This is a genomic window from Micromonospora sp. CV4 (genome assembly GCF_003667455.1).
GTDB lineage: Bacteria > Actinomycetota > Actinomycetes > Mycobacteriales > Micromonosporaceae > Micromonospora.
The window spans coordinates 1-21,101 of record NZ_RCVI01000371.1 but is presented as its reverse complement, the minus strand read 5'-3'; the positions used below and the strand labels follow the sequence as shown (position 1 = coordinate 21,101).

Genomic DNA, 21,101 nt, shown 5'->3' with positions numbered 1-21,101 from the left:
GTCCGGGGGTGCCGGTGGACGCGTTGGGCGGAACGGTCACCGTCCGCTGCCTGGGGGCGTCCGCCGAGGTGCTCGCGGTGACGCCCGCACCCGGTTACCGTGCGGAGCCGTACGAGCCGGGCCCGGCGAAGCGGGTCGAGGTCCAGCTGACCTCAGCTGAGCACCGCAGCGAGATCCGTGTGCACTGCGCCAACGGCCGTCCGAAGCCGAAGGTCAAGGAGCGTGCCGGCTGACCGGGGGCCGGCGGGTGCCGCATCGGAGGCGTACCCCCGACGCGGCCCCCCGTTCCCGCCGGCCGGTCCGTCACCGCCCGGCCAGCGCCGCCCAGCCCGGGTTCACCGGCTCCCGGCGCAGCGGCATGCCCGCCTCCGCCGGCGTCCGGTCACCCTTGCGCTGGTTGCAGCCGTAGCAGGCGGCGGTGGTGTTCCGCCAGGTGTTCCGGCCGCCCCGGGAGCGCGGCAGGATGTGGTCGATGGTCGACGCCGGGCCGCCGCAGTAGGCGCAGCAGCGGTCGTCGCGGCGCAGGACACCGGCCCGGGACCAGGCCGGTCCGGAACTGAAGCGCCAGCGGGTGACCACGTAGCGGACGAGCCGCACCACCCGGGGCATCGGGAAGACCCCGATCACCTGGTCCGGCTCGGCCTCGTGGATCTCGGCCACCCGGCGGCAGAGCATCCGGACGGCGTGCTGGACGGTGACCCGGTGCAGCGGGCCGAGGTCGGCGTTGATGACGAGGACGGCGTCCACCGGGATCTCCCTCCAAGGTGGTGACGGACGAACTGCTCCGGACAGCGAAAAGCCGCCCGGTCCGGCTGTCGGACGGGCGGCTCGGCGCGTACGGGTACGCGTCAGTCGGGCCGGCCCGCTCGGGGACCTTCCGCTCGGCAACCGTCGCTGGGCAGCACCGATGGCACGGTGGTGACGTGCGACATCGTCATAATCTGCTCCCGTGGCGGTGGTTGACCTTGCGCGCTCACGGTAGGTCGGCACGGGAGAGAGGGGCAACGTATTTCGATCGCCGGTCCGGTTCCGCCGGGCGGCGCTGCCGGCTCCTGCGGGCGGTGGCCCCCGCCGCCTGCCGGGCGGTGGCCAGCGGGCGGTCCACCCGCACGGCCATCCGCGCGGCGAGTTCGCTGTCCAGCAGTGGCCGGTTGACCTCGGCGGCGACCGCCAGCGCGGGCCCGGAGACCGATCGCCAGATGGCGGCCAGCCCGGCGCCGAGGCCCAGCAGGGCGACGGTGGCCCGGGTGGTCGGCGAGCCGGCCGCCGCGGCGGCGCTCCCCCCGACCACCGCGAAGAGCACCGCGAGCAGGGGCACCAGCACCGGCCAGAAGATGCCCCGCGCCGCCTGCGCCACCAGCCGGCGGTCCCGGATGATCAGGTTCCGGGCGACGACCGCGTAGTCCTCCTCGTCGAGCAGGTCACGCGGATGCAGTCCGCCGGTCAGCACGCCACGCCACAGATCGCCCTGGTTGCGCAGCTCCCGGGCCAGATCGGCGAGGGTCGGCGCGGCCGGGTCGCCCCGCCCGGCCTGGTCCACGGCGTTCGCCCAGGTGGCCAGCGAGCGGCGCACCACAGCGGCCGAGTACGGCGGCAGCACGGTGGCCAGCTCCTCCAGCCACCGGCTGATCTGGATCTGCCGGCCGCCGAAGCGCCGCGCCAGTTGGGCGGCGTCACCGGGCCGGACGGTGTCGGCCAGCGACCGACCCAGCCGGTAGGCGAGCCCGACACGGTGGTTGGTGGCCATCGCCCAGCGCAGCACCTCCATGTTGAGGTCGTCGAGGGCGAGCAGCAGCGGCCCCGGGTCGACGGGTCCGGGCCGGTCCAGGTCGGGCAGCCGGGCCCGGGTGGCCGAGGTCTCCGGTAGTGGTCCGGCGTGCCGGGTGAGCTCGGCGATCTGGCCCAGTGCGACGTCCACTCCGTCGAGGTACATGCCCATCCGCCGGGGCGCGGACATTTCGGTGAAGTTGGACAGCTTGGCCGGTGGGGCCGGAGAACCGGCCTCGGCGGCCGGGCCGAGTTCGGCGTGCTGCCCCTGGTGGTACGCGTCCGCCATCCACCAGCCCAGCCGCAACGCGGTGACGATGCAGGCGCGCTCGTCGCGGATCAGCGGGTACGCGTCGTCCCGGCCGAACTCCTCGACCGGTGAACCGCTCTGCGTGTCGGCGCGGTGCAGTGGTGACATCTCCGCTGCCCTCCCGCCCGGTCCGATCGACGGATGATCAATCCAGGCTACGGCAGCAGAACGCGGCATATGCCCGCTTTGCTAGGTTGTCGCGCCTCGCCGGGCCAGCAGACCCCGGGGCCGGACCGAGTGCACCGGCTCCGCCGCGCCGCCCTCGGCCCGCAGGATGTGGTTCGCGGCGATGATCCCGGTGGCCGCGGAGCGTTCCATCAGCGCGCTCGGGAACTCCGTGGCGATCCCGTCGCCCGCCAGATAGAGGCCGGTCGCGTCGGTGCGTACCCCCGGTCGCCAGGCATGGCTGCCCGGGCTGAACGCCGGCGCCTGCGCCTCCACCCGGGCGCGCAGCTCGCGGACCCGCAGGCCGGCGGCCTCCGGCCAGAGCGCGACCAGCTCGCGGCGCATCCGCTCGGCCAGCTCCTCGGCCGGCACGTCGGGCTCGCAGGCGTACGCGTGCAGCTCGATGACCGATCCGCCGGTCCGCTGCGCCCAGCGCCGCGACTCGTTCTCCAGCCGGTGGTAGAGCGTCACCGAGTCCAACGTGGGCTGCCGGGACACCCCGCTGAACACCGCGCGCTCGGCGGCCACGTCCCCGTCGCACCAGTACCGGGCCACCGCGTACGGCGGGCCGGGCGTGCCGAACGCGGCCATCCGCGCCACCAGCTCCGGCGCCTGCCCGGTCAGGTCGGGGGAGGCCGTGACCAGCGCGGCCAGCGCCGGCGGGTCGACGGCGAGCACCACGTGGTCCGCCCGGTGACCGCCGCCGTCGGCGGTCGTCACCCGCCAGCCGTCGGCGTCGCGGTGCACCCCGGTCGCGGCCGATCGGGTGTGCACCCGGCCGCCGTGCTTCTCCACGTGCCGGGTCAGCGGCTCCCAGATCGCGGTGGCGTAGTCCTCGTCCGGGCAGTCGAACGCCAGCCCCTCCGGATTGCCGAGCAGGTAGAAGTGGAACTGGGCGACCATCTCGGCGGCGGACATCTCCGCCTCGTGGTTGAAGAACGAGTGTGAGAAGACCTCGAACAGCATCGCCCGGGCCCGGTCCGGCAGCCGCAGCGAGGCCAGCAGCTGGTCGGCGGTGGTGTCGTCCAACTCGGCGTAGGTGCGGACCGGGTCGTAGCTGAGCAGCGGCAGCGCGGCGTCCCGGTCCATCAGCCGCAGGTCGGCCAGGCGCAGGCTGGGGCTGCGCAGCAGCAGCGCGAGCAGGTTCGTCGGGGGTGCGGGCGGCAACTTGCCGAACTCCTCGGTCGGCCACTGCTCGCTGAGGATCGGGTAGCCCGGAATGGGCTTGAGGAAACCCAGGTCCGGGTCGATGCGGCGGAGGATGGACCGCCAGTTGTAGTACTGCCGGAAGAACGCGTGGAAGCCGTGCTCGTTCTGCTGGATGCCGTCGGCGAGCGTCTCCGGCCAGGCGCCCAGCCGGCCGCCGAGGGTGGGTGCACTTTCCAGCACCGTGACCGCCACACCGCGCTCGGCCAGCACCACGGCCGCCGACATGCCGGCGATGCCGCCACCCACCACCACCGCCGCGACCGGTCCCGGCACGCGGTCCGCGCCGCCACCGCCCGGGTCCACCTCATGCTGGCGTACGCCGATGAGCCGACCCACCACTTGCGACAGCGCCATGGGTACCTTCCCCGCCTGACGGAGATTCCAGTCTGCCGCACCGACCGCTCAATCGCTCGGCAGGCAGCGACGGACGCGGTCGGAGTCGGGCCAGACGTACTCCAGGTCCGGGGGAACGTCGTCGCCGAAGATCGGGCCGTAGTGCGCGGGGTCCTTGCGCAGCAGGGACGAACGGTGGCTCAGGTGCAGGTCGTCGCGGCCCAGCCAGGGTGGCAGCTCGCCGGCCCCGGCCAGCTCGTCCTGGGTACGCACGATGCCGGCGCCGCAGGCGGCGGCGAGGTCGACGGTCAGCGTGGTGGCGCAGGTGTCGGCCCGGCCCGGCTCGGACCAGACCGCGCACATGTCCAGCCCGTAGCGGGTGAGCGCCTCCTCGTACCCGGCCCACATCTTCACCGCGGGGTGGTTCCGCCAGCCGTATCCGGGCCGGGTGAGCCCGCGCAGCACCTGGATGGCCTCCACCCGTTGCTTGCCCAGCCGCTTCTGGTCCAGCGTGCGCGCGCTGGCCAGGAAGTCGGCGTACGGGAGGAAGGTCTGCATGGCGCTGCTCTACCCGTCGCCGGAGCCGGCATGCCTGGTCGGGGGATGATCCGGACGGGGTCGCCCAGGGTGGCCGTGCTGATTACGATCCGGGCATGGCGGAGCCGTGGCGGGACCGGGCGCGACGGGCGGTCGAGTGGAACTGGCGGCTGCGGTCCGCCGGCGATCCGCGACCGCACTACGTGATCTGCGGCCGGGACGCGCTCGCCTACTACGTGGCCCGCGCGATGCTCGAATCGGATCTGCCGGTCGGCGGCGCCCGGGTGACCGTGGTGGTGCCGGAGCGCTACCGCAGCAACGGGCCGGACGTGGCCGGGCTCCGCGGGGTGCGGGTCATCCGCTCGGAACGGCTGGACGTGGCGACCTTCGAGGCCGCCGGCCTGGCCGGGGCGACCGGGCTGGCCCTGCTGCACCAGGACGACGTGGGCAACCTGCACGCCGCGCTCTGCGCCCAGGCCGTCGACCAGCGGGTCCGTCAGGTGCTGCGGATGTTCAACGGCACCCTTGCCGACGGCGTGCGCAAACTGCTCAAGGCGCCGGTCGAGGTGCTGTCCGACGCCGAGATGGCCGCGCCGGCGTTCGTGGCCGCGGCGCTCGGCGAGGTCGACCCGAACTCCTTCCAGCACCGGGACAAGACGCTGCGGGTGGCTCGTCGGGCCGACGTCCGAGCGCAGGACGTGGTCTGCGCGTTGGCCGACTTCAGTGAGGCGCAGGGGGTGGAGCTGCTGCCGGCCGAGCAGGCCGGCGCCGATCTGGTGCTCGCCGAGGCGACCGGGCAGCCACCGGGCACCGAGGTCGCCGCCCGCCGGTTGGTCCGGGCACGCCGTCGTCGACGCCCGGTGGCGGTGCTGCTGCGGGCCGTACGCGGCTTCGCCACCCGCAAGATCGGCATCGCGGTGATGCTGGTGCTCGCGCTGATCGCGCTGCTCGGAATGTTGATCTCCCGGGCGGAGGATGTCTCCCCGCTGGAGGCGCTGTACCTGACGCTGGTCACCACGCTCAGCGGCGCCGACCCGGACACCACCAAGGCGGCGGACGCGCAGATCATGCAGGTGGTGCTCAACCTCGCCGGGTTGGCGCTGATCCCGCTGATCACCGCGGTGGTGGTGGACGGCATCGTCAACGCCCGGCTGGCCCTGCACACCGGCCGGCTGCAACCGGCCCGGGCCGGGCACGTGGTGGTGATCGGCCTGGGCAACGTCGGCACCCGGGTGATGGCCCAGCTCCGCGAGTACGACGTCGAGGTGGTGGCGATCGACAAGGACCCGGAGCCGCGCGGCGCCGCACTGGCCCGTCAACTGGAGGTGCCGCTGATCGTAGGTGACGCCGCGCTGCCGGAGACGCTGGTCGCCGCGTCGGTGGCCGACTGCCAGGCGCTGGTGGTGGCGTCCACCGACGACGTCGCCAACCTGGAGGCGGCGCTCGCGGCCCGCGATCTCCGTGCCGACCTGCGGGTGGTGCTGCGTTTCTTCGACGGCGACTTCGCCGAACGGGTGGAGGAGACCTTCGCGCTCGGGGTGTCCCGTTCGGTCTCCTACCTGGCTGCGCCGGCCTTCATCGGGGCGCTCACCGAACGCGCGGTGATCACCACGATCCCGGTCGACCGGCACGCGCTGCCGGTGGCCGAGGTGCCGGTCGCCGCCGGCTCCGAACTGGACGGCCGACCGTTGGACATGGTCAACCGGGACGGGCAGGTCCGACTCATCGCCCGGACCCCGGCCGGCGGTGCCAAGACGATCTGGTGGAAGGACCTCGACCCCCGGCAGGTGATCTTCGCGGGTGACCGGCTCACCGTGGTAGCCCGCCGGCGCGGGCTGGACTGGTTGACCAGGCAGTGCGCCCCGCCCACTCGCACCGGCCCGGTTCCTCGGCCCACCGGACCGGTCCAGGGCGGGGTGCACACCGTCCCCTCGCCGCCGGGTACGACGGACTCCGGGGTCGCCGCCTCCGCGCCCGGTGCGGCGCATCCCATTCCTCCCGCCGGGGGCGGCCCGCCGGACGAGTTCGAGCTGACCCGCCAACACGACGGGGCCGGCGAGGTGAGCTGACGCCACCCGTCCCGGGCTGGCCGGCACTGGGCGACAATCCATGTCATGCGTTTCCGCGTCCTGGGGCCGACTCGGGTGTTGCTGGCCGACGGGCGAGAAATTCCCGTCGGCGGTCCGCGGGTGCGCGCGCTGTTGGCACTTCTCCTGCTCGACGTGGGCCGCGTCGTCTCCGCCGAGCGGCTGATCGACGGCCTGTACGGCGAGCATCCGCCCCGAGGCGCGGCCAACGCGCTCCAGTCCCAGGTGTCGCGGCTGCGTCAGGCCCTGCCGGCGGAGCACGATCCGGTCGAGTTCCACCCGGCTGGCTATCGCCTGGCGGTGGATCCGGACGATGTCGACGCGTACCGGTTCGAGCGGCTCGCCGAGGTGGGTCGCCGCGCGCTCGCCGGTGGTGACTGGTCCCGCGCGGTGGCGGTGTTGCGCGAGGCGTTGGACCTGTGGCACGGCCCTGCCCTGGCCGATGTGACGGGCGCAGCAGCGCAGGCGGCCCGGCTGGAGGAACTGCGGCTGGCTGCCGTCGAGGATCGGATCGAGGCGGAGCTGGCGCTGGGCGGGCACGCCGCGCTGGTTGCGGAGCTGCGGGAACTGGTCGTGGCCCACCCGTTGCGGGAGCGGTCGCGGGGCCAGCTCATGCGAGTCCTGTCCGCGCTGGGCAGGCCGGCCGAAGCGCTGATCGAGTTCGAGGACGCCCGGCGCACGCTGGCCGAGCAGCTCGGCGTCGACCCGTCGGTGGAGCTCGCCGCGATCCACCTGGCGGTACTGCGCGGCGAGGAACGCCCGGCGGCCGAGCGGGCGCTACCGGGCCAGCTCACCACGTTCGTCGGGCGGGAGGAGGAACTCAAGCGCGTCGGCGCGTTGCTCGCCGAGCGGAGGTTGGTCACCCTCACCGGCCCCGGGGGAGCGGGCAAGACGCGGTTGGCGATCGAGGCGGCGGGCCGTCTCGACGGTGAGGTCCACTTCGTCGAGCTGGCCGGGCTGGCCGACGGTTCGGACGTACCGCAGGCGGTGTTGAGCGCGCTCGGCCTGCGCGACGCGGGTCTGCGCGCACCGGCCGAGCCGGGCCGGCAGTCCACCGACCGGCTGGTCGAGGCGCTGGCCGAGCGGCGACTGCTGCTCGTGCTCGACAACTGCGAGCACGTCGTCGCCGACGCGGCTCGGCTCGCCGCCCGGTTGCTGGGGGCGTGCCCGGCGCTGCGCGTGCTGGCCACGAGCCGCGAGCCGCTCGGGCTGGCCGGCGAGGCGTTGTGCCCGCTGTCCGGGCTCACCCTGCCGCCGCCGGACGCGTCGCCGCTGGCCGCGAGCGACTACGCGGCGGTCAGCCTCTTCGTTCAACGGGCCACCGACGTCGCACCCGACTTCGCCGTCACCCCGGCCAACGTCGACGTGGTGTTGCGGATCTGCCGCACGCTCGACGGCCTGCCGTTGGCGATCGAGTTGGCCGCCGCGCGGTTACGGGCGCTCTCCGTCGCCGAGGTGGCCGCGCGCCTCGACGACCGGTTCCGGCTGCTGGCCATGGGCAGCCGGGCCGCGTCGCCTCGACACCGCACGCTCCGGGCCGTGGTCGAGTGGAGCTGGGACCTGCTCGACGACACCGAACGGGAACTGGCTCGACGGCTGACCGTCTTCGCCGGCGGTGCCACGCTGGAGGCGGCCGAAAGGGTCTCCGGCCTGCCCACCTCCGGGTTCGTCGAGGCGCTGCACGGTCTGGTCGACAAGTCGTTCGTGGAGATGGCCGGCAGTCGTTACCGGATGCTCGAAACGGTGCGGGCGTTCTGCGCCGAGCGTCTCGCCGAAGCTGGGGAGGCCGACCAGCTTCGTCGTGCGCACACCCGCGTACTTCCTGGAGTTCGCCTGGACCGCCAGCGACCACCTCCGGCAGGCCGAACAGTTGCGCTGGTTGCGGCGGCTCGATGCGGAGCGGGACAACCTGCACGCCGCGCTGCGCCGTGCCACTGCGGCCGGTGACGCGTCCGACGCGGCGGGGATGGTCGCGGCCCTGTCGTTCTACTGGTGGCTGCGCGGCATGCGCGGGGAGGGCGGACGGCTGGCCGCCGACGTCCTCGCACTGCTCGGCGCGGAGGCACCGGCCGGGCTGGGGGAGGAATTCGCGCTCTGCGTCTACAACGCCTCGCTCGCCGGCACCGGGCACGTGCCGGCGCTCGGGACGCAGCGATCCGTGATCCGCCGCCTCGACCGGCCGCCTCGACAGCCGTTCCTGCTGTATCTGTCGGGGATCTCGACCGGGCCGCCGTCCGGCGGAGCGGAGCACGTCGACGAGCTGATGCAGGAGCTGCGACGGCTGGTCGGCCCGGACGAGTGGATCAACGCGCTCGGCGCGATGGGCAGCGGCTCGGCGCTGATGTGGAGTGGCCGATGGGAGCAGGCCCGGGTGGCGCTGACCACCGCGCTCGACGGCTTCCGGAGCACCGGGGACCGGTGGGGCTCGATGATCACGCTCGGGGCGCTGGGTGAACTGGCCGCGTGGCAGCGTGATCCGGAGGCGGCGAGCACCCACATGGATCACGCCATGGGGTTGGCCGAGGAACTCGGGTCGGCCGTCGACCAGGCCGACATGCTGCGTACCCGGGGTGAGATCAGGCTGCGCGCCGGTGACCTGACCGCGGCGGGGGACGACTTCGCCGGTGCGCTGCTCCTGGCGCAGCGCAGTGGCGCGCCCGAGTTCGTGGCCAGCGCTCGGTTCGGTCTCGCCCAGGTGGCCCGGCTGCGCGGTGATCTGGCCGAGGCGAGGCGGCTCTGCGAGGAGGCGTTGGTCGGCGGGCTCACCGGCTGGTATGTCGGCGACGCCACGCGTTCGGAGATCATCCTCGCGCTTGAGCAGATCACCGACGCGGAGAAGGACGGTGCGCCGCCGTCAGCGGATGGTGCGTGACCCGTCAGCGCCGGACCGCACCGTCTGGGCATGACGACATTCGAGGTGGTCGCCGAGGGTCTGGGCAAGCGGTACGGCCCCACCCGCGCGCTCGACACGTTCGACCTGAACGTGCCGGCCGGCACGGTGTACGGACTGCTGGGGCCGAACGGCGCCGGAAAGACGACGGCGGTACGGATCCTCGCCACGCTGCTGCGCTTCGACGCCGGCCGGGCCACCGTGGCCGGGTACGACGTGCTGCGCCAGCCGGACGAGGTGCGGGCCCGGATCGGCCTCACCGGGCAATATGCCGCGGTCGACGAGATCCTCAGCGGCCGGCAGAACCTGGAGCTGTTCGGCCGGCTGTTCCGGCTCGGCCGACGCGAGGCCCGGCAACGGGCCGGCGAACTGCTGGAACGGTTCGGACTCGACGAGGCGGCGAGTCGGTCGGCCGGTGAGTATTCGGGTGGGATGCGCCGCCGGCTGGACCTCGCCGCCAGCCTGATCCGCACGCCGCGTGTGCTGTTTCTCGACGAGCCGACGACCGGCCTGGACCCGCGCAGCCGCAACCAGGTGTGGGACCTGGTCCGCAGCCTGGTCGCGGAGGGGACCACGGTGCTGCTCACCACGCAGTACCTGGAGGAGGCCGATCAGCTCGCCAACCGGATCTCGGTGATCGACGCCGGTCGGGTGGTGGCCGAGGGCTCACCGGACGAGCTGAAGTCGATGACCGGCGGTGACCGGGTCGAGGTGGTGGTGCGCGACGCGGCCGACCTGAACCAGGCTGCCCGCGTCGTCGAGCCGATCTCAGGCGCGGAGCCGGAGCTGGACCCGGAGATCCGGCGGCTCAGCGTGCCGGTGCCCGACCGGGTCGCCGGGCTGGTCCACGTCGTACGGGCGTTGGACGACGCCGGGATCGCGGTGGAGGACGTCAGCCTGCGCCGCGCGACGCTGGACGAGGCGTTCCTGTACCTGACCGGGCACCGACCCGACGAGGCCCGCGAGCCGGTGGGCGCCGGACGAAAGGCGGACGTGGCATGACGACAGCGGTGGCCGACGGTTGGACGATGACCAGGCGGAACATGATCCACGTGATCCGCGCGCCCGAGGAGCTGATCCTCTACTTCACGCTGCCGATCATGTTCGTGCTGGTCTTCGGGTACGTGTTCGGCAGCGGCATGCAGGTGTCCGGTGGTGGCAGTTACCGCGAGTTCCTGCTGCCCGGGGTCTTCGTGATGACGATGCTGTACGGCCTCGGCGCCACCGCGACCGGCGTTGCGCTGGACCTCAGCCGGGGTGTCGTCGACCGGTTCCGGTCGATGCCGATGGCGCGCTCCGCCCTGATGACCGGCCGCAGTGCCGCCGACCTGCTCCGCGCCCTGCTGGAGATGTCCACCCTGCTGGCCTGTGGCCTGCTCGTCGGGTGGCAGTGGCGGCTTGGTGTGGGCAAGGCGTTGCTCGCCGTCGGGCTCCTCCTGCTCCTGCGGGTCGCCATCACGTGGGTGGGGATCTACCTGGCGTTGCTGGTCCGCAACCCGGACACGGTCGGCGTGATCGTCTTCCCGGCGGCGTTTCCGTTCACCGCGATCTCCAACGTCTTCGTGTCGCCCGAGCTGATGCCGTCGTTCATCGGTGCGATCTCGGAGTGGAACCCGCTGTCGGCCACGGTCGCGGCGATCCGCGAACTGTTCGGCAATCCGGGCCTGGGTGGCGACTCCTGGCCGGCGGAACACGCGATGCTGTTGGCGGTGCTGTGGCCGGTGCTGCTGATCGGGACGTTCGCCCCGCTGGCGGTGCGCCGCTACCGGCGGCTGAGCCGCTGACCAGGCCGCCTCTGCGGTCAGCGGCGCACCCGGAGCGCGTGGAGGGCGGCACCGACGGCGAGCACACCGAGGCCGGCGAGGACGCTGCTCGGCGGCAGGTTGACCGCCAACAACAGGCAGCCGACCAGCCCCAGTCCGGCGAGCACCCGGACCGGCAACCGCCGGTCCGGGTCCCGGCCCAGCGTCAGCGCCGCCGCGTTGGTGATCGCGTAGTAGACCAGCACCGTGCAGCTGGAGAAGCCGATCGCGCCCTGTACGTCTCCGAGCAGCACCACCACGATCACCACGGCGGCCACCGCCAGCTCGGCGCGGTGCGGCACCTGGTGCACGGGGTGCACGGCGGCCAGCGCGCCGGGCAGGTCGCGGCGGCGGGCCATCGCGAGGGTGGTCCGGCCGACCCCCGCGACGAGGGACAGGAGCACCCCGACCACCGCGATCGTGGCCCCGGCGCGGACCACCCAGGCCAGGCCGGGCAGCCCGGCGGCGGTCACCACGTCGACCAGGGGCGCGACGGAATCGGCCAACCGGTCGGCCCCGAGCACGCCGAGCGCGACCACGGCCAGCACCAGGTAGATCACGAGGACCGCCCCGAGCGCCAGCGGCACCGCGCGGGGAATGGTCCGCTGCGGGTCGCGGACCTCCTCGCCGAGCGTGGCGATCCGCGCGTACCCGGCGAAGGCGAAGAACAGCAACCCGGCGGCGGTGAGCACACCCCGGGCCGAGCCACCGGGTTCGGTCAGTCGATCCAGGTGCACCGGCCCGGTCACCACGCCGACGACCGCGACCAGGGCCAGCACCGCGAGCACCAGCGCGACGAGGGCTCTGGTCGCGGTGGCCGTCTTGCCGATGCCGCGCAGGTTCACCGCGGTCACCGCGAGCACCGCGCCGACCGCGACCAACCGGGCCTGCCCCGGCCACAGGTACGCCCCGATGGTCAACGCCATCGCCGCGCAGCTCGCCGTCTTGCCGACCACGAACCCCCAGCCCGCCAGGAACCCGGCGAACGGCCCGAGCCGCTCCCGGCCGTAGACATAGGTGCCGCCGGACTCCGGGTAGCGGGCCGCAAGCCGCGCCGAGCTGGTCGCGTTGCAGTAGGCGATGAACCCGGCGAGCACCAGCGCCGGCAGCAGACCGCCACCACCGGCCGCCGCCGCTGCCGGGCCGAAGACCACGAAGACGCCCGCACCGAGCATCGACCCCAACCCGAGAACAACCGCATCGGGTACGCCGAGCCGCCGCGCCAGTTGATCCACGGACCGGAACCCTAGGGGTACGAGGTGAACGGCCGGTCCCATCCGCGTAGCCGGCGGGGTAGCGGCAGATCGTCCCACGGCACCCGGTGCAGCAACCGGTCCAGGAAGAGCCCGAGCAGCAGGGCCGCCACGCCGTCGGTGAGCCAGTGGAAGTTCAGGTAGGTGGTGGTGACCAGCAGGATCGCTGGCGGCGCGACCCGGATCAGTCGGTGCACGCCCGGGTGCAGCCGCCCGGCCGTCAGCGCGGTCAGCAGCACGGCCATGACCCCGTACCAGACGATCGCGTTGGCGACGTGCCCGGACGGGTAGGAGAGGTCGTACTCGGTGGGCGGCAGGTCGTTGAAGATCCGAACCGACTGGGTCGGCGGCAGATCCGAGCTGGGCGCGGCGCGGTCGGTCAGGACCTTGAGCGGCCCGACCGTCAGGTACAGGAGAACGAACGCCCCGGCCAGCAGCAGCAACGGCCGGACGGTTCGGGCCCGCCAGGCCACGGCCAGGGCCAGGGCTCCGGAGCCGGGCATCAGCAGCCAGCCGCCCTGCCCGAGGAGGTTGAACACCCGCGCCGTCCAGTAGATCGGGGCCGGGTGATGGGCGTACGCCCATTCCCGGACGGCGAGGTCCATACCGAGCAACGCGCCGCTGGCGAGGGCCAGGGTCAGCGCGCCGAACCCGACCAGCAGGAGCGCGTCGAACCACCAGCCGGCCGGGCGGACAGGCCGTAGCCGCAGGTCACGTCGTACCGCCGTGGGTTTGAGCACGCGACCACGCTACCGGCCCGGCGCGAGGCCGGAACATCCCGCGTTGTGGGCCCAACCACGCTGGGAGGCGAATGCGGGGGGCGACGCGTCATGCTTGTGCCCGTGCGGATCACCTCTGCCCTCGTGGACCCGGCGCTGCTCGACCTTCCGTGGTCGACACCGCTGGAGGAGTGGCCTGCCGAGCACCTGGTGGCCCTGCCGCAGGGCATTTCCCGGCACATCGTCCGGTTCGTCCGCCTTGGCGAGTACGTGTACGCGTTCAAGGAGACCCGCGAGCGGATCGCCGAGCGGGAGTACGACCTGCTCCGGGCCCTGGAGCGGATCGACTTCCCGTCGGTCGAGGCGGTGGCGGTCGTCGCCGACCGGCAGACCGAGGACGGGGAGCCCCTGGAGTCGGTGCTGATCACCCGGCACCTCCAGTTCTCGCTGCCCTACCGGGCGCTCTTCTCGCACACGCTGCGGCCGGAGACGATGAGCCGGCTGCTCGACGCGCTCGCCGCGTTGATCGTGCGGATGCACCTGACCGGCTTCTTCTGGGGCGACTGCTCGCTCTCCAACACGCTGTTCCGGCGGGACGCGGGTGCGTTCGCCGCGTACCTGGTGGACGCGGAGACGGGTGCCCTGCACACCTCGCTCTCCAACGGTCAGCGTGGTGAGGACCTGGAGATCGCCCGGGTGAACATCTTCGGCGAGGCGCTGGACCTCCAGGCTGCTGGCCTGCTGCACGAGTCCATCGACCCGGAGGTGGTCTGCGAGGAGGTCGTGCAGCGGTACGAGCGGCTCTGGCACGAGATCACCTACGAGCAGGCGGTCGAGCGGGAGGCCCGGCACGACATCGAGGGCCGGATCCGCCGCCTCAACGAGCTGGGCTTCGACGTGGCCGAGGTGGCCATGTCGACCATCGCCGACGGCCGTTACCTCGTACGGCCGAAGGTGGTCGACGCCGGCTACCACACCCGGCGGCTGCTGCGGCTGACGGGCCTGGACGCCGAGGAGAACCAGGCCCGCAAGCTGCTCAACGACCTGGACGCCTACCGGGCGGAGAGCGACCTGACCGACGAGCAGCAGGCGGCGCACCGCTGGGTCACCGAGGTCTTCGAGCCGGTGGTCCGTGCCGTGCCCGCGCACCTGCGCCGCAAGCTGGAGCCGCAGGAGTTGTTCGCGCAGATCATCGAGCACAAGTGGCTGCTCTCGGAGCGGGCCGGCCGGGACGTGGGGATGCGCCACGCGGTCCAGTCCTACCTGGCCGATGTGCTGGTGCACCGCCCCGACGAGCAGGCCGTCCTCGGCGTGGAAGTCCCCACCCTCGGCTAGCAGCCCGGTCCGGTCCTCGTGCTCACAGGGCCCGTCACTCCACCCAGGAGCCTCCGCGTAGCACCCGGACCACGTTCAGGTCCTCGTCCAGCACCACCAGGTCGGCGCGGAGGCCGACCTGGAGGGCGCCGACCCGGTCGCCCAGCCCGATGGCGCGGGCCGGGGTGGTGGCCACCATCCGGGCCGCGTCCGCGATCGGGATGCCGGCGTCCACGGCGTGCCGCAGTGCGGCGTCCATGGTCAGGGTGCTGCCGGCGATCGCGCCGTCCCGGGCCAGCCGGGCCACCCCGTCGGCCACCGTGACGGCCTGGCCGCCCAACTCGTACTCGCCGTCGGCCATTCCGGCGGCGGCCATCGCGTCGGTGATCAGAGCGGCCCGGTCCGGGCCGGCGGTCGCGGTGGCGAAGGTCAGCATGCCGTCGTGCAGGTGCACCCCGTCGGCGACCAGCTCGCAGACCACAGTCGGCGCGTCGAGCAGGGCCACCACCGGGCCCGGCTCGCGGTGGTGCACCGGCCGCATGCCGTTGAACAGGTGGGTGCCGACGCTCGCGCCCGCGGCAACCGCGGCGCGGGTCTGGTCGTACGTGGCGTCGGTGTGGCCGACCGCGGCCACCACCCGCTGGGTGGTGAGCAGCTTGATCGCCTCCAGCGCGCCGTCGCGCTCCGGGGCGAGGGTGACCATCCGGATCGCGCCCCCACCCAGCTCGATCAGCTCGGCCAGCTCGTCGGTGGACGGGTCGCGGAGATACTCCGGGTTCTGCGCTCCGCAGCGGGCGGCGGAGAGGTAGGGCCCCTCGAAGTGGATGCCCGCCAGCACGCCCTCATCGACCAGCGGGGCGAACGCCTCGGTGGCGGCACGCATCAGCGGAAAGGGCGCGCTGACCAGGCTGGCCAGCAGAGTGGTGGTGCCGTGCCCCAGGTGGAAGCCGGCGGCCGCCCGGGCCTGGCCGGCATCCCCCGTGGTGAAGGTGTGCCCACCGCCCCCGTGCGTGTGCATGTCGACGAAGCCGGGCAGGATCCAGTGCCCGTCGCGGACCGACGGATATTCCGCCACCGCGGTGATCCGGTCGCCGTCCCACTCGACGCAGCCCTGGCGGATGACACCGTTCGGGGTCACCACTCGGCCGTTCACCCGTGCGGTCATCGCTTCTCCTGATGGTCACGGACGCGCGCGGCGTCCAGGGCGAGCAGGGCGGCGCCGAGGCAGCCGGCCTCGTCGCCGAGGGCCGCCGCGACCAGCCGCGGCTCCCGGTGGAAGGTCATCCGCTCGTGCAGCGCCGCTCGCAGGGGGACGAGCAGCCCGTCCCCCGCCTGGGCGAGGCCACCGCCGAGCACGATCGTCGCCACGTCGAACAGCGCCTGCCCGGAGGCCAGGCCGTCGGCGAGCGCCTCGACCGCCTCCTGCCAGACCCGGCCGGCGAGTGGCTCTCCGGCCGCGGCCCGCTCGGCCACCTCGGCCGCCGTCACCGGCCGGTCGGGTGATCCGTCGGACAGTTCCGCGTAGCGGCGGCCGATCGCGGCGGCCGAGGCGACCGCCTCCAGGCAGCCGGGCCGGCCGCAGCCGCAGCGCGGTCCGTCGGGACGGACCAGGATGTGGCCGATCTCCCCGGCGGCGCCGTGTGCGCCGACGACGGCCGTGCCGTCGACGACGTGCGCGGCGGCGATGCCGGTGCCGATCGCCACGAAGAGGACGTGCCCGGTGCCGCGTCCGGCGCCGAGCCGGGCCTCGGCGAGGCCGCCGGCCCGCACGTCGTGGCCGAGCGCCGTGGGCAGGCCGAGCCGCGCCACCGCAAGCTCCCGCAGCGGTACGTCCCGGAAGCCCACGTTCGCCGACCAGACCGCGACCCCGCGCGCCTCGTCCACTATCCCGGGCACGGCGATGCCGAGCGCGACCGGGGTGAGCCCGTCGGCCCGGGCCTTGTCGGCCAGCCCTTCGGCGACGTCCAGAATGGTGCCGACCACGGCGGTCGGGCCGCGCGCGGCGTCGGTGGGGTGCCGCTCGGTGCGTACCGCGACGCCGTCCGGCCGGACCAGGGCGCACTTCATGCCGGTGCCGCCGACGTCCAGCGCGACGACCACCGCGTCGGCGGGCACGGCCCCGGGCGTCCTCACGCCAGCACCACCGACCGGGTCAGGTGTCGGGGGGCGTCCGGGTCGAGGCCTCGGCTGGTGGCCAGCGCCACCGCGAAGCGCTGGGCCAGGATCAGGTCGGCCATCGGGTCGACCGGGGTACGGCCGGCGGCCCAGCTGCCCAGCACGGTGCGGCAGCCGTGGGTGCGGCTGTGCACGAAGGCCGCGCCGGTGGCGGCCACGTCCTCGGGCAGCCCGTCGGGCAGCTCGCCGAACGCCCAGACCAGCCGGCCGGGCGCGGCGATCGAGATGGGGCCGTGCCGGTAGTCCATCGCCGGGTACGCCTCGGCCCAGAAGGTGGCCGCCTCGCGGCACTTCAGCGCGGCCTCCTGGGCCAGCCCCACCGTCCATCCCCGACCGAGGAAGGTGGCCTGCTCGATGGTGGCCGGGTCGATCGGCAGCGGGGCGCGCACCGCCACCTCGGCGTCCGCGGCGAGCGCGGTCACCGGGTCGCCGAGGTGGGCCCGGAGCAGGGCCAGCGCGGTGGTCGCGAAGCGGGTCTGCACCACCGACCGCTCGTCGGCGAAGGGCATGGTCACCGCGGCGGTGGCCAGGTCGACCGCCGGGGAGGCCGGGTCACCGACGATGACGGTGCTGGGCACCCGTCCGCGTAGCGCGACGAGCAGCTCCAGGACCTCCGTGGTGGTGCCGGAGCGGGTGATGGCGATCAGCCGGTCGTAGTGGCGGCCGGCGGGGAACTCGGACGCCTGGAACGCGTCGGTCTCGCCCTGGCCGGCCTGCTCGCGGCGGGCGGCGTACGCCATCGCCATGAACCACGACGTGCCGCAACCGACGACGGCGACCCGCTCGCCGGGACGCGGCAGGTCACCGCGCACGACGCCGGCCAGCTCGGCCGCCTCCCGCCAGCAGTCGGGTTGACTCGCGATCTCCGCGTCCACGTACGCCATGGGAACTCCTCGCAGGGCCGGCCGGTGCGCAATACGGCTCGTTACACCCGTATTTCGCGCGTCATTCTGCGCGAAGCCGGGTGGTCGTGGCAACCGACCGGCCGATCGCGCAGGCCGGTCTTTTGCGCCACCCTAGTTTCGCGCACTAGTGTGCACGCAATCAATCACCGTCCGTGCAGTCACTGGGAGGGCCCCCGCGGTGGACCGGTACGCCAGATGGAACGCCCTGCTCGAGATGCTGACCGACAACGGCCGGGTCAGCGTCGAGGCGGCCGCCGAGCGGCTGGACGTCTCCCAGGCCACCATCCGGCGTGACTTCGACCAGCTCGCCCAGCAGCAGATGATCACCAGGACCCGGGGCGGCGCGGTCGCCAACGGGGTGTCCTACGACCTGCCGCTGCGCTACAAGACGGCCAAGCACTCGGCGGAGAAGCAGCGGATCGGCGCCGCCGCCGCGGCGCTCGTCACGCCCGGCACGGTGGTCGGCCTGAACGGCGGCACCACCAGCACCGAGGTGGCCCGTGCGCTGGCCGTCCGGCCGGACCTGAACACCAGTGCCGAGGGTGCCCAGCTCACCGTGGTGACCAACGCGCTGAACATCGCCAACGAGCTGCTGGTCCGCTCCCGGATGAAGGTCGTGGTGGCCGGTGGCGTGGTGCGCCCGAAGTCGTTCGAGCTGGTCGGCCCCCTGGGTGGGGCGCTGCTGCGTGAGGTCACCCTGGACGTCGCGCTGCTCGGCGTGGACGCGATCGACCCGCAGCTCGGGGCCGCCGCCCATCACGAGGGGGAGGCGGCGATGAACAACCTCATGGTGGCCCGCGCCAAGCGGGTGGTGATCATCGCTGACTCGTCCAAGTTGGGTGGTCACGCCTTCGCCCGGATCTGCCCGGTCGACCGGGTCGAGACACTCGTGACGGACTCCGGCGCCGCCCCGGAGGTCGTGGAGGCCTTCCGCGCTGCCGGCGTGCAGGTCGTCTGCGCCTGACCCGTCACTGTCCGTCGATGAAACGCGTCGTCCGGCGCGTCGATGCATACCGCGTATTGCGCGGCTCTGCATACCGCGTATGGTGTCGGCTGTCACGCCCACCATCGGGGGAGGTGCAGCTTGCCAGCTGTCCTGGAGATCGAAGGTCTACGTAAGACGTACAAGAGTCGTCGACGCGGCACCCGCAACGCGCTCGACGGCTTCGACATGCGGGTCGACGCCGGGCAGGTGCACGGCTTCCTGGGCCCCAACGGGTCCGGCAAGACCACCACCCTGCGCACGCTGCTCGGCCTGATCCGGCCCGACGGCGGGCGGATGGTGCTGCTCGGGCACGAGGTGCCCGCGGCGCTGCCCACCGTCGCCGGTCAGGTCGGCGCGATCGTGGAGAGCCCGCAGTTCTTCCCGCACTTCTCCGCCCGGGACACGCTGTCCCTGCTGGCGGGAGCGGGCGAGGTGCCGGCCACCCGGGTCGACGAGGTGCTGGAGCTGGTCGGACTACGCGACCGGGCCGGCGAGCGGGTCAAGACCTACTCGCTGGGCATGAAGCAGCGGCTGGCCGTCGCGTCCGCCCTGCTGAAGAAGCCGAAGCTGCTCATCCTCGACGAGCCGGCCAACGGCCTCGACCCGGGCGGCATCCGGGAGATGCGCACGCTGATGCGCAACCTCGCCGAATCCGGGATGACCGTGGTGCTGTCCAGCCACATCCTCGGCGAGATCCAGCTGATCTGCGACTCGGTCACCATCATCTCGCTGGGCCGGCGGGTCGCGTTCGGGCCGGTCGACGAGGTGCTCGCGCAGCACTCCTCCGGTGCGGTCCGGATCCGACTGGAGGCGGTCAGCGACCTGCCGGCGGCCACCGAGACGCTCACCCGGGCGGGGATCCGGGTCACCGGCCACCCGGACCACCTGATGCTGGCCGGCGTCGACAAGCCGGCCTCGGTGACGCGTCTGCTCGCCGAGCAGAACCTCTACGTCAGCGAGCTGGCTCCGATCGCCGTCGATCTGGAGAGCGTCTTCCTCGAACTGACCGCCACCGCGCCGGTACCCGGGCAGCACCGGCAGGTCGACGAGTCCATGAAGGTCGGCGGGACGGGTCAGCCCGGCCCGTCCGGGGGAGGGTGGGGCGCGTGAGCCTCTTTCGTACGGAGCTGCGCCGACTCACCAAGCGGCGCTTCACCCGCTACATGACGCTGCTCGGCCTGCTGGTGCTGGCCGCGGTGGTGGTCGGGGTCTTCTTCACCAACCAGAAGATCGATGCCGGCCAGCTCGCACAGGCCGAGCGCCAGGCCGACCAGCAGTACCAGGAGCAGGTGCGCTGGAGCGAGCAGGAGCGCGTCAACTGCGAGCAGGCCAAGGCCGCCGGTACGGCGAACGACGGCCGCTTCCCCGACGACTGCTCGGTGATCACCCCGCCGCCCCGCGAGGAGATCCAGGCGGAGTGGTTCCTGCCCTCCACGTTCAACTTCCGGGAGACGTTCGACGAGACGCTGATCCCGTTCGCCGCGATCCTCGCCCTCGTCGGGTTCGTGGTCGGAGCGTCCTTCGTCGGCGCCGAGTGGAGCACCGGCGGCATGATGAACCTGCTGCTCTGGCGGCCGAAGCGGCTCACCGTGCTGCTCACCAAACTGGCCGCGCTGCTCACCGGCATCCTGGCGGTGACGCTGCCCGCCGCGGTGCTCTGGTTCGCCGGGTTCTGGGCGGTCGCCACGTTCCGGGGCAGCACCGACAAGGTGACCTCCGGGGTCTGGCAGTCGTTCATGCTGACCGGGGTGCGCGGTGTGGTGCTGGTGCTGGTGCTCACCACCATCGGCTTCGCCCTCGCCTCTCTGGGTCGACACACCGCGATGGCCCTCGGTGGTGTCGTGGCGGTGATGGTCGTCGGCCAGTTCGGCCTGGGCATCCTGCTGGAGATGGCGAACGTGCGGTGGGCCGAGGCGTGGCTGCTGCCCACGTACGTGCTGGCCTGGATGACGAAGACCGTCACTCTGCAGGACTGGAACTCCTGCAACGCGACCTACTACGGGTCGTGCGAACCGGCCACGATGGACATCACCTGGCAGCAGTCCTCCGTGCTGCTCTCGGTCGGGGTGGTGGTGATCCTCGGCGCGGCGCTCTGGGCGATGCGTCGTCGCGACATCTCCTGACCGGAAACGACACGACGCGGCCGGCCCGGCCGTCGGGATTCCCGGCGGCCCAGGGCCGGCCGCGCCGGCTGCTGCGACCTGGGCCGACCCTGGCTAGGCTGAGCGCCATGCCCGCCGACGCCACTCCGGCCTCCCCCGAGCCGTCCACCGACGCTCGTCCGGGCGACGTGGCGACCGGTGGCGGGCCGACCGTCCCGACACCCCGACCGGCGCCGCCCGTCGAGAGCACCGCTGACCCCGCGCCGGCCGCCGAGCCCGAGGCCGAACCCGCCGCGCCGGTGGGGCTGACCGAGCGGGAACGGGCCATCCTTGCCTTCGAGCAGCAGTGGTGGCGGTACGCCGGTGCGAAGGAGCAGGCCGTCCGGGACACCTTCGGGGTGTCCTCGACCCGGTACTACCAGCTGCTCAACGGGCTGCTCGACAACCCGGCGGCGCTGGCCGCCGATCCCGTGCTGATCGGTCGGCTCCGCCGGCTCCGCTCGTCGCGCGCCCGCAACCGCCGTCGCTGACGCAACCGCCCACCCACC

The 21,101-nt window shown here is 73.2% G+C and carries 20 protein-coding genes; 11 read left to right on the top strand and 9 right to left on the bottom strand.

Annotated features, from left to right (window positions below; translation table 11 throughout):
• A partial coding sequence (locus EAD98_RS31065; protein ID WP_199723558.1) for a hypothetical protein occupies positions 1-233 on the top strand: 233 nt, incomplete at its 5' end.
• 70 nt (positions 234-303) lie between these two features.
• Here the strand turns inward: EAD98_RS31065 and EAD98_RS26110 are convergent.
• The 4 genes from EAD98_RS26110 to EAD98_RS26095 form a co-directional block, all read right to left on the bottom strand.
• Complete coding sequence (locus tag EAD98_RS26110) at positions 304-747, bottom strand: HNH endonuclease (protein WP_121656632.1); 444 nt, start codon at positions 745-747, stop codon at positions 304-306.
• A 226-nt stretch (positions 748-973) separates the two neighbouring features.
• Positions 974-2,185 carry a hypothetical protein gene (locus EAD98_RS26105; RefSeq protein WP_121656631.1) on the bottom strand — a complete coding sequence of 404 codons (1,212 nt, stop codon included), beginning with the start codon at positions 2,183-2,185 and terminating at the stop codon, positions 974-976.
• Between the two features lie 81 nt (positions 2,186-2,266).
• The gene (locus EAD98_RS26100; protein WP_121656630.1) at positions 2,267-3,805 is read right to left on the bottom strand and encodes an FAD-dependent oxidoreductase; all 1,539 of its coding nucleotides are present in this window, start codon (positions 3,803-3,805) and stop codon (positions 2,267-2,269) included.
• A gap of 48 nt (positions 3,806-3,853) precedes the next feature.
• Complete coding sequence (locus tag EAD98_RS26095; protein WP_121656629.1) at positions 3,854-4,342, bottom strand: MSMEG_6728 family protein; 489 nt, start codon at positions 4,340-4,342, stop codon at positions 3,854-3,856.
• 95 nt (positions 4,343-4,437) lie between these two features.
• On the opposite strand from EAD98_RS26095, the gene EAD98_RS26090 reads away from it, so the two are divergent.
• The 5 genes from EAD98_RS26090 to EAD98_RS26075 are packed head-to-tail and all read left to right on the top strand — an operon-like array spanning position 4,438 to position 11,082.
• A complete protein-coding gene (locus tag EAD98_RS26090) occupies positions 4,438-6,390 on the top strand; it encodes a TrkA family potassium uptake protein (protein ID WP_233583979.1) in 1,953 nt (650 codons plus the stop codon).
• A gap of 45 nt (positions 6,391-6,435) precedes the next feature.
• On the top strand, positions 6,436-8,355 hold the full coding sequence (locus tag EAD98_RS26085; protein ID WP_121656628.1) for a BTAD domain-containing putative transcriptional regulator: 1,920 nt from the start codon (positions 6,436-6,438) through the stop codon (positions 8,353-8,355).
• 19 nt (positions 8,356-8,374) lie between these two features.
• Positions 8,375-9,280, top strand: coding sequence for a tetratricopeptide repeat protein (locus EAD98_RS31910; protein WP_368666172.1), 906 nt, complete (start codon positions 8,375-8,377; stop codon positions 9,278-9,280).
• 30 nt (positions 9,281-9,310) lie between these two features.
• A complete protein-coding gene (locus EAD98_RS26080) occupies positions 9,311-10,300 on the top strand; it encodes an ATP-binding cassette domain-containing protein (RefSeq protein ID WP_121656627.1) in 990 nt (329 codons plus the stop codon).
• Positions 10,301-10,326: 26 nt separating this feature from the next.
• Complete coding sequence (locus EAD98_RS26075) at positions 10,327-11,082, top strand: ABC transporter permease (protein WP_233583978.1); 756 nt, start codon at positions 10,327-10,329, stop codon at positions 11,080-11,082.
• A 17-nt stretch (positions 11,083-11,099) separates the two neighbouring features.
• On the opposite strand, the gene EAD98_RS26070 is transcribed toward EAD98_RS26075, so the two are convergent.
• On the bottom strand, positions 11,100-12,335 hold the full coding sequence (locus tag EAD98_RS26070) for an APC family permease (RefSeq protein WP_121656625.1): 1,236 nt from the start codon (positions 12,333-12,335) through the stop codon (positions 11,100-11,102).
• Between the two features lie 11 nt (positions 12,336-12,346).
• Positions 12,347-13,093 carry a phosphatase PAP2 family protein gene (locus EAD98_RS26065; RefSeq protein WP_121656624.1) on the bottom strand — a complete coding sequence of 249 codons (747 nt, stop codon included), beginning with the start codon at positions 13,091-13,093 and terminating at the stop codon, positions 12,347-12,349.
• 102 nt (positions 13,094-13,195) lie between these two features.
• On the opposite strand from EAD98_RS26065, the gene EAD98_RS26060 reads away from it, so the two are divergent.
• Positions 13,196-14,407, top strand: coding sequence for a DUF4032 domain-containing protein (locus EAD98_RS26060; RefSeq protein ID WP_121656636.1), 1,212 nt, complete (start codon positions 13,196-13,198; stop codon positions 14,405-14,407).
• Positions 14,408-14,441: 34 nt separating this feature from the next.
• On the opposite strand, the gene nagA is transcribed toward EAD98_RS26060, so the two are convergent.
• From nagA to EAD98_RS26045, 3 genes are read right to left on the bottom strand one after another with little or no spacing between them, the layout of a single operon-like run.
• A complete protein-coding gene (nagA, locus tag EAD98_RS26055; protein ID WP_121656623.1) occupies positions 14,442-15,551 on the bottom strand; it encodes an N-acetylglucosamine-6-phosphate deacetylase in 1,110 nt (369 codons plus the stop codon).
• Positions 15,548-16,519, bottom strand: coding sequence for an ROK family protein (locus EAD98_RS26050; RefSeq protein WP_255421241.1), 972 nt, complete (start codon positions 16,517-16,519; stop codon positions 15,548-15,550). The genes nagA and EAD98_RS26050 overlap by 4 nt, the downstream gene beginning before the upstream one ends.
• Positions 16,516-17,445: an SIS domain-containing protein gene (locus EAD98_RS26045; protein WP_121656622.1), complete on the bottom strand. Its 930-nt coding sequence runs from the start codon at positions 17,443-17,445 to the stop codon at positions 16,516-16,518. The genes EAD98_RS26050 and EAD98_RS26045 overlap by 4 nt, the downstream gene beginning before the upstream one ends.
• Before the next feature lie 199 nt (positions 17,446-17,644).
• Between EAD98_RS26045 and EAD98_RS26040 the strand changes: the two genes are divergently transcribed.
• From EAD98_RS26040 to EAD98_RS26025, 4 genes are all read left to right on the top strand, one after another.
• Positions 17,645-18,430 (top strand): DeoR/GlpR family DNA-binding transcription regulator, encoded by a 786-nt coding sequence (locus tag EAD98_RS26040; RefSeq protein ID WP_074314987.1) that lies wholly within the window; start codon positions 17,645-17,647, stop codon positions 18,428-18,430.
• A 120-nt stretch (positions 18,431-18,550) separates the two neighbouring features.
• The gene (locus tag EAD98_RS26035; protein WP_121656621.1) at positions 18,551-19,561 is read left to right on the top strand and encodes an ATP-binding cassette domain-containing protein; all 1,011 of its coding nucleotides are present in this window, start codon (positions 18,551-18,553) and stop codon (positions 19,559-19,561) included.
• Positions 19,558-20,574, top strand: a complete 1,017-nt coding sequence (locus EAD98_RS26030; protein ID WP_121656634.1) for an ABC transporter permease subunit — start codon at positions 19,558-19,560, stop codon at positions 20,572-20,574. Before EAD98_RS26035 ends, EAD98_RS26030 begins: the two co-directional genes overlap by 4 nt.
• Before the next feature lie 107 nt (positions 20,575-20,681).
• Positions 20,682-21,083, top strand: coding sequence for a DUF3263 domain-containing protein (locus tag EAD98_RS26025; protein WP_121656620.1), 402 nt, complete (start codon positions 20,682-20,684; stop codon positions 21,081-21,083).
• Positions 21,084-21,101: the final 18 nt, after the last annotated feature.

Coding starts and splice junctions, on each gene's coding strand:
- EAD98_RS26100 (WP_121656630.1), bottom strand. CDS start 3,805: ATGGCGCTGTCGCAAGTGGTGGGTCGGCTCATCGGCGTACGCCAGCAT.
- EAD98_RS31910 (WP_368666172.1), top strand. CDS start 8,375: ATGGTCGCGGCCCTGTCGTTCTACTGGTGGCTGCGCGGCATGCGCGGG.
- EAD98_RS26095 (WP_121656629.1), bottom strand. CDS start 4,342: ATGCAGACCTTCCTCCCGTACGCCGACTTCCTGGCCAGCGCGCGCACG.
- EAD98_RS26105 (WP_121656631.1), bottom strand. CDS start 2,185: ATGTCACCACTGCACCGCGCCGACACGCAGAGCGGTTCACCGGTCGAG.
- EAD98_RS26075 (WP_233583978.1), top strand. CDS start 10,327: ATGACCAGGCGGAACATGATCCACGTGATCCGCGCGCCCGAGGAGCTG.
- nagA (WP_121656623.1), bottom strand. CDS start 15,551: ATGACCGCACGGGTGAACGGCCGAGTGGTGACCCCGAACGGTGTCATC.
- EAD98_RS26045 (WP_121656622.1), bottom strand. CDS start 17,445: ATGGCGTACGTGGACGCGGAGATCGCGAGTCAACCCGACTGCTGGCGG.
- EAD98_RS26085 (WP_121656628.1), top strand. CDS start 6,436: ATGCGTTTCCGCGTCCTGGGGCCGACTCGGGTGTTGCTGGCCGACGGG.
- EAD98_RS26025 (WP_121656620.1), top strand. CDS start 20,682: ATGCCCGCCGACGCCACTCCGGCCTCCCCCGAGCCGTCCACCGACGCT.
- EAD98_RS26090 (WP_233583979.1), top strand. CDS start 4,438: ATGGCGGAGCCGTGGCGGGACCGGGCGCGACGGGCGGTCGAGTGGAAC.
- EAD98_RS26080 (WP_121656627.1), top strand. CDS start 9,311: ATGACGACATTCGAGGTGGTCGCCGAGGGTCTGGGCAAGCGGTACGGC.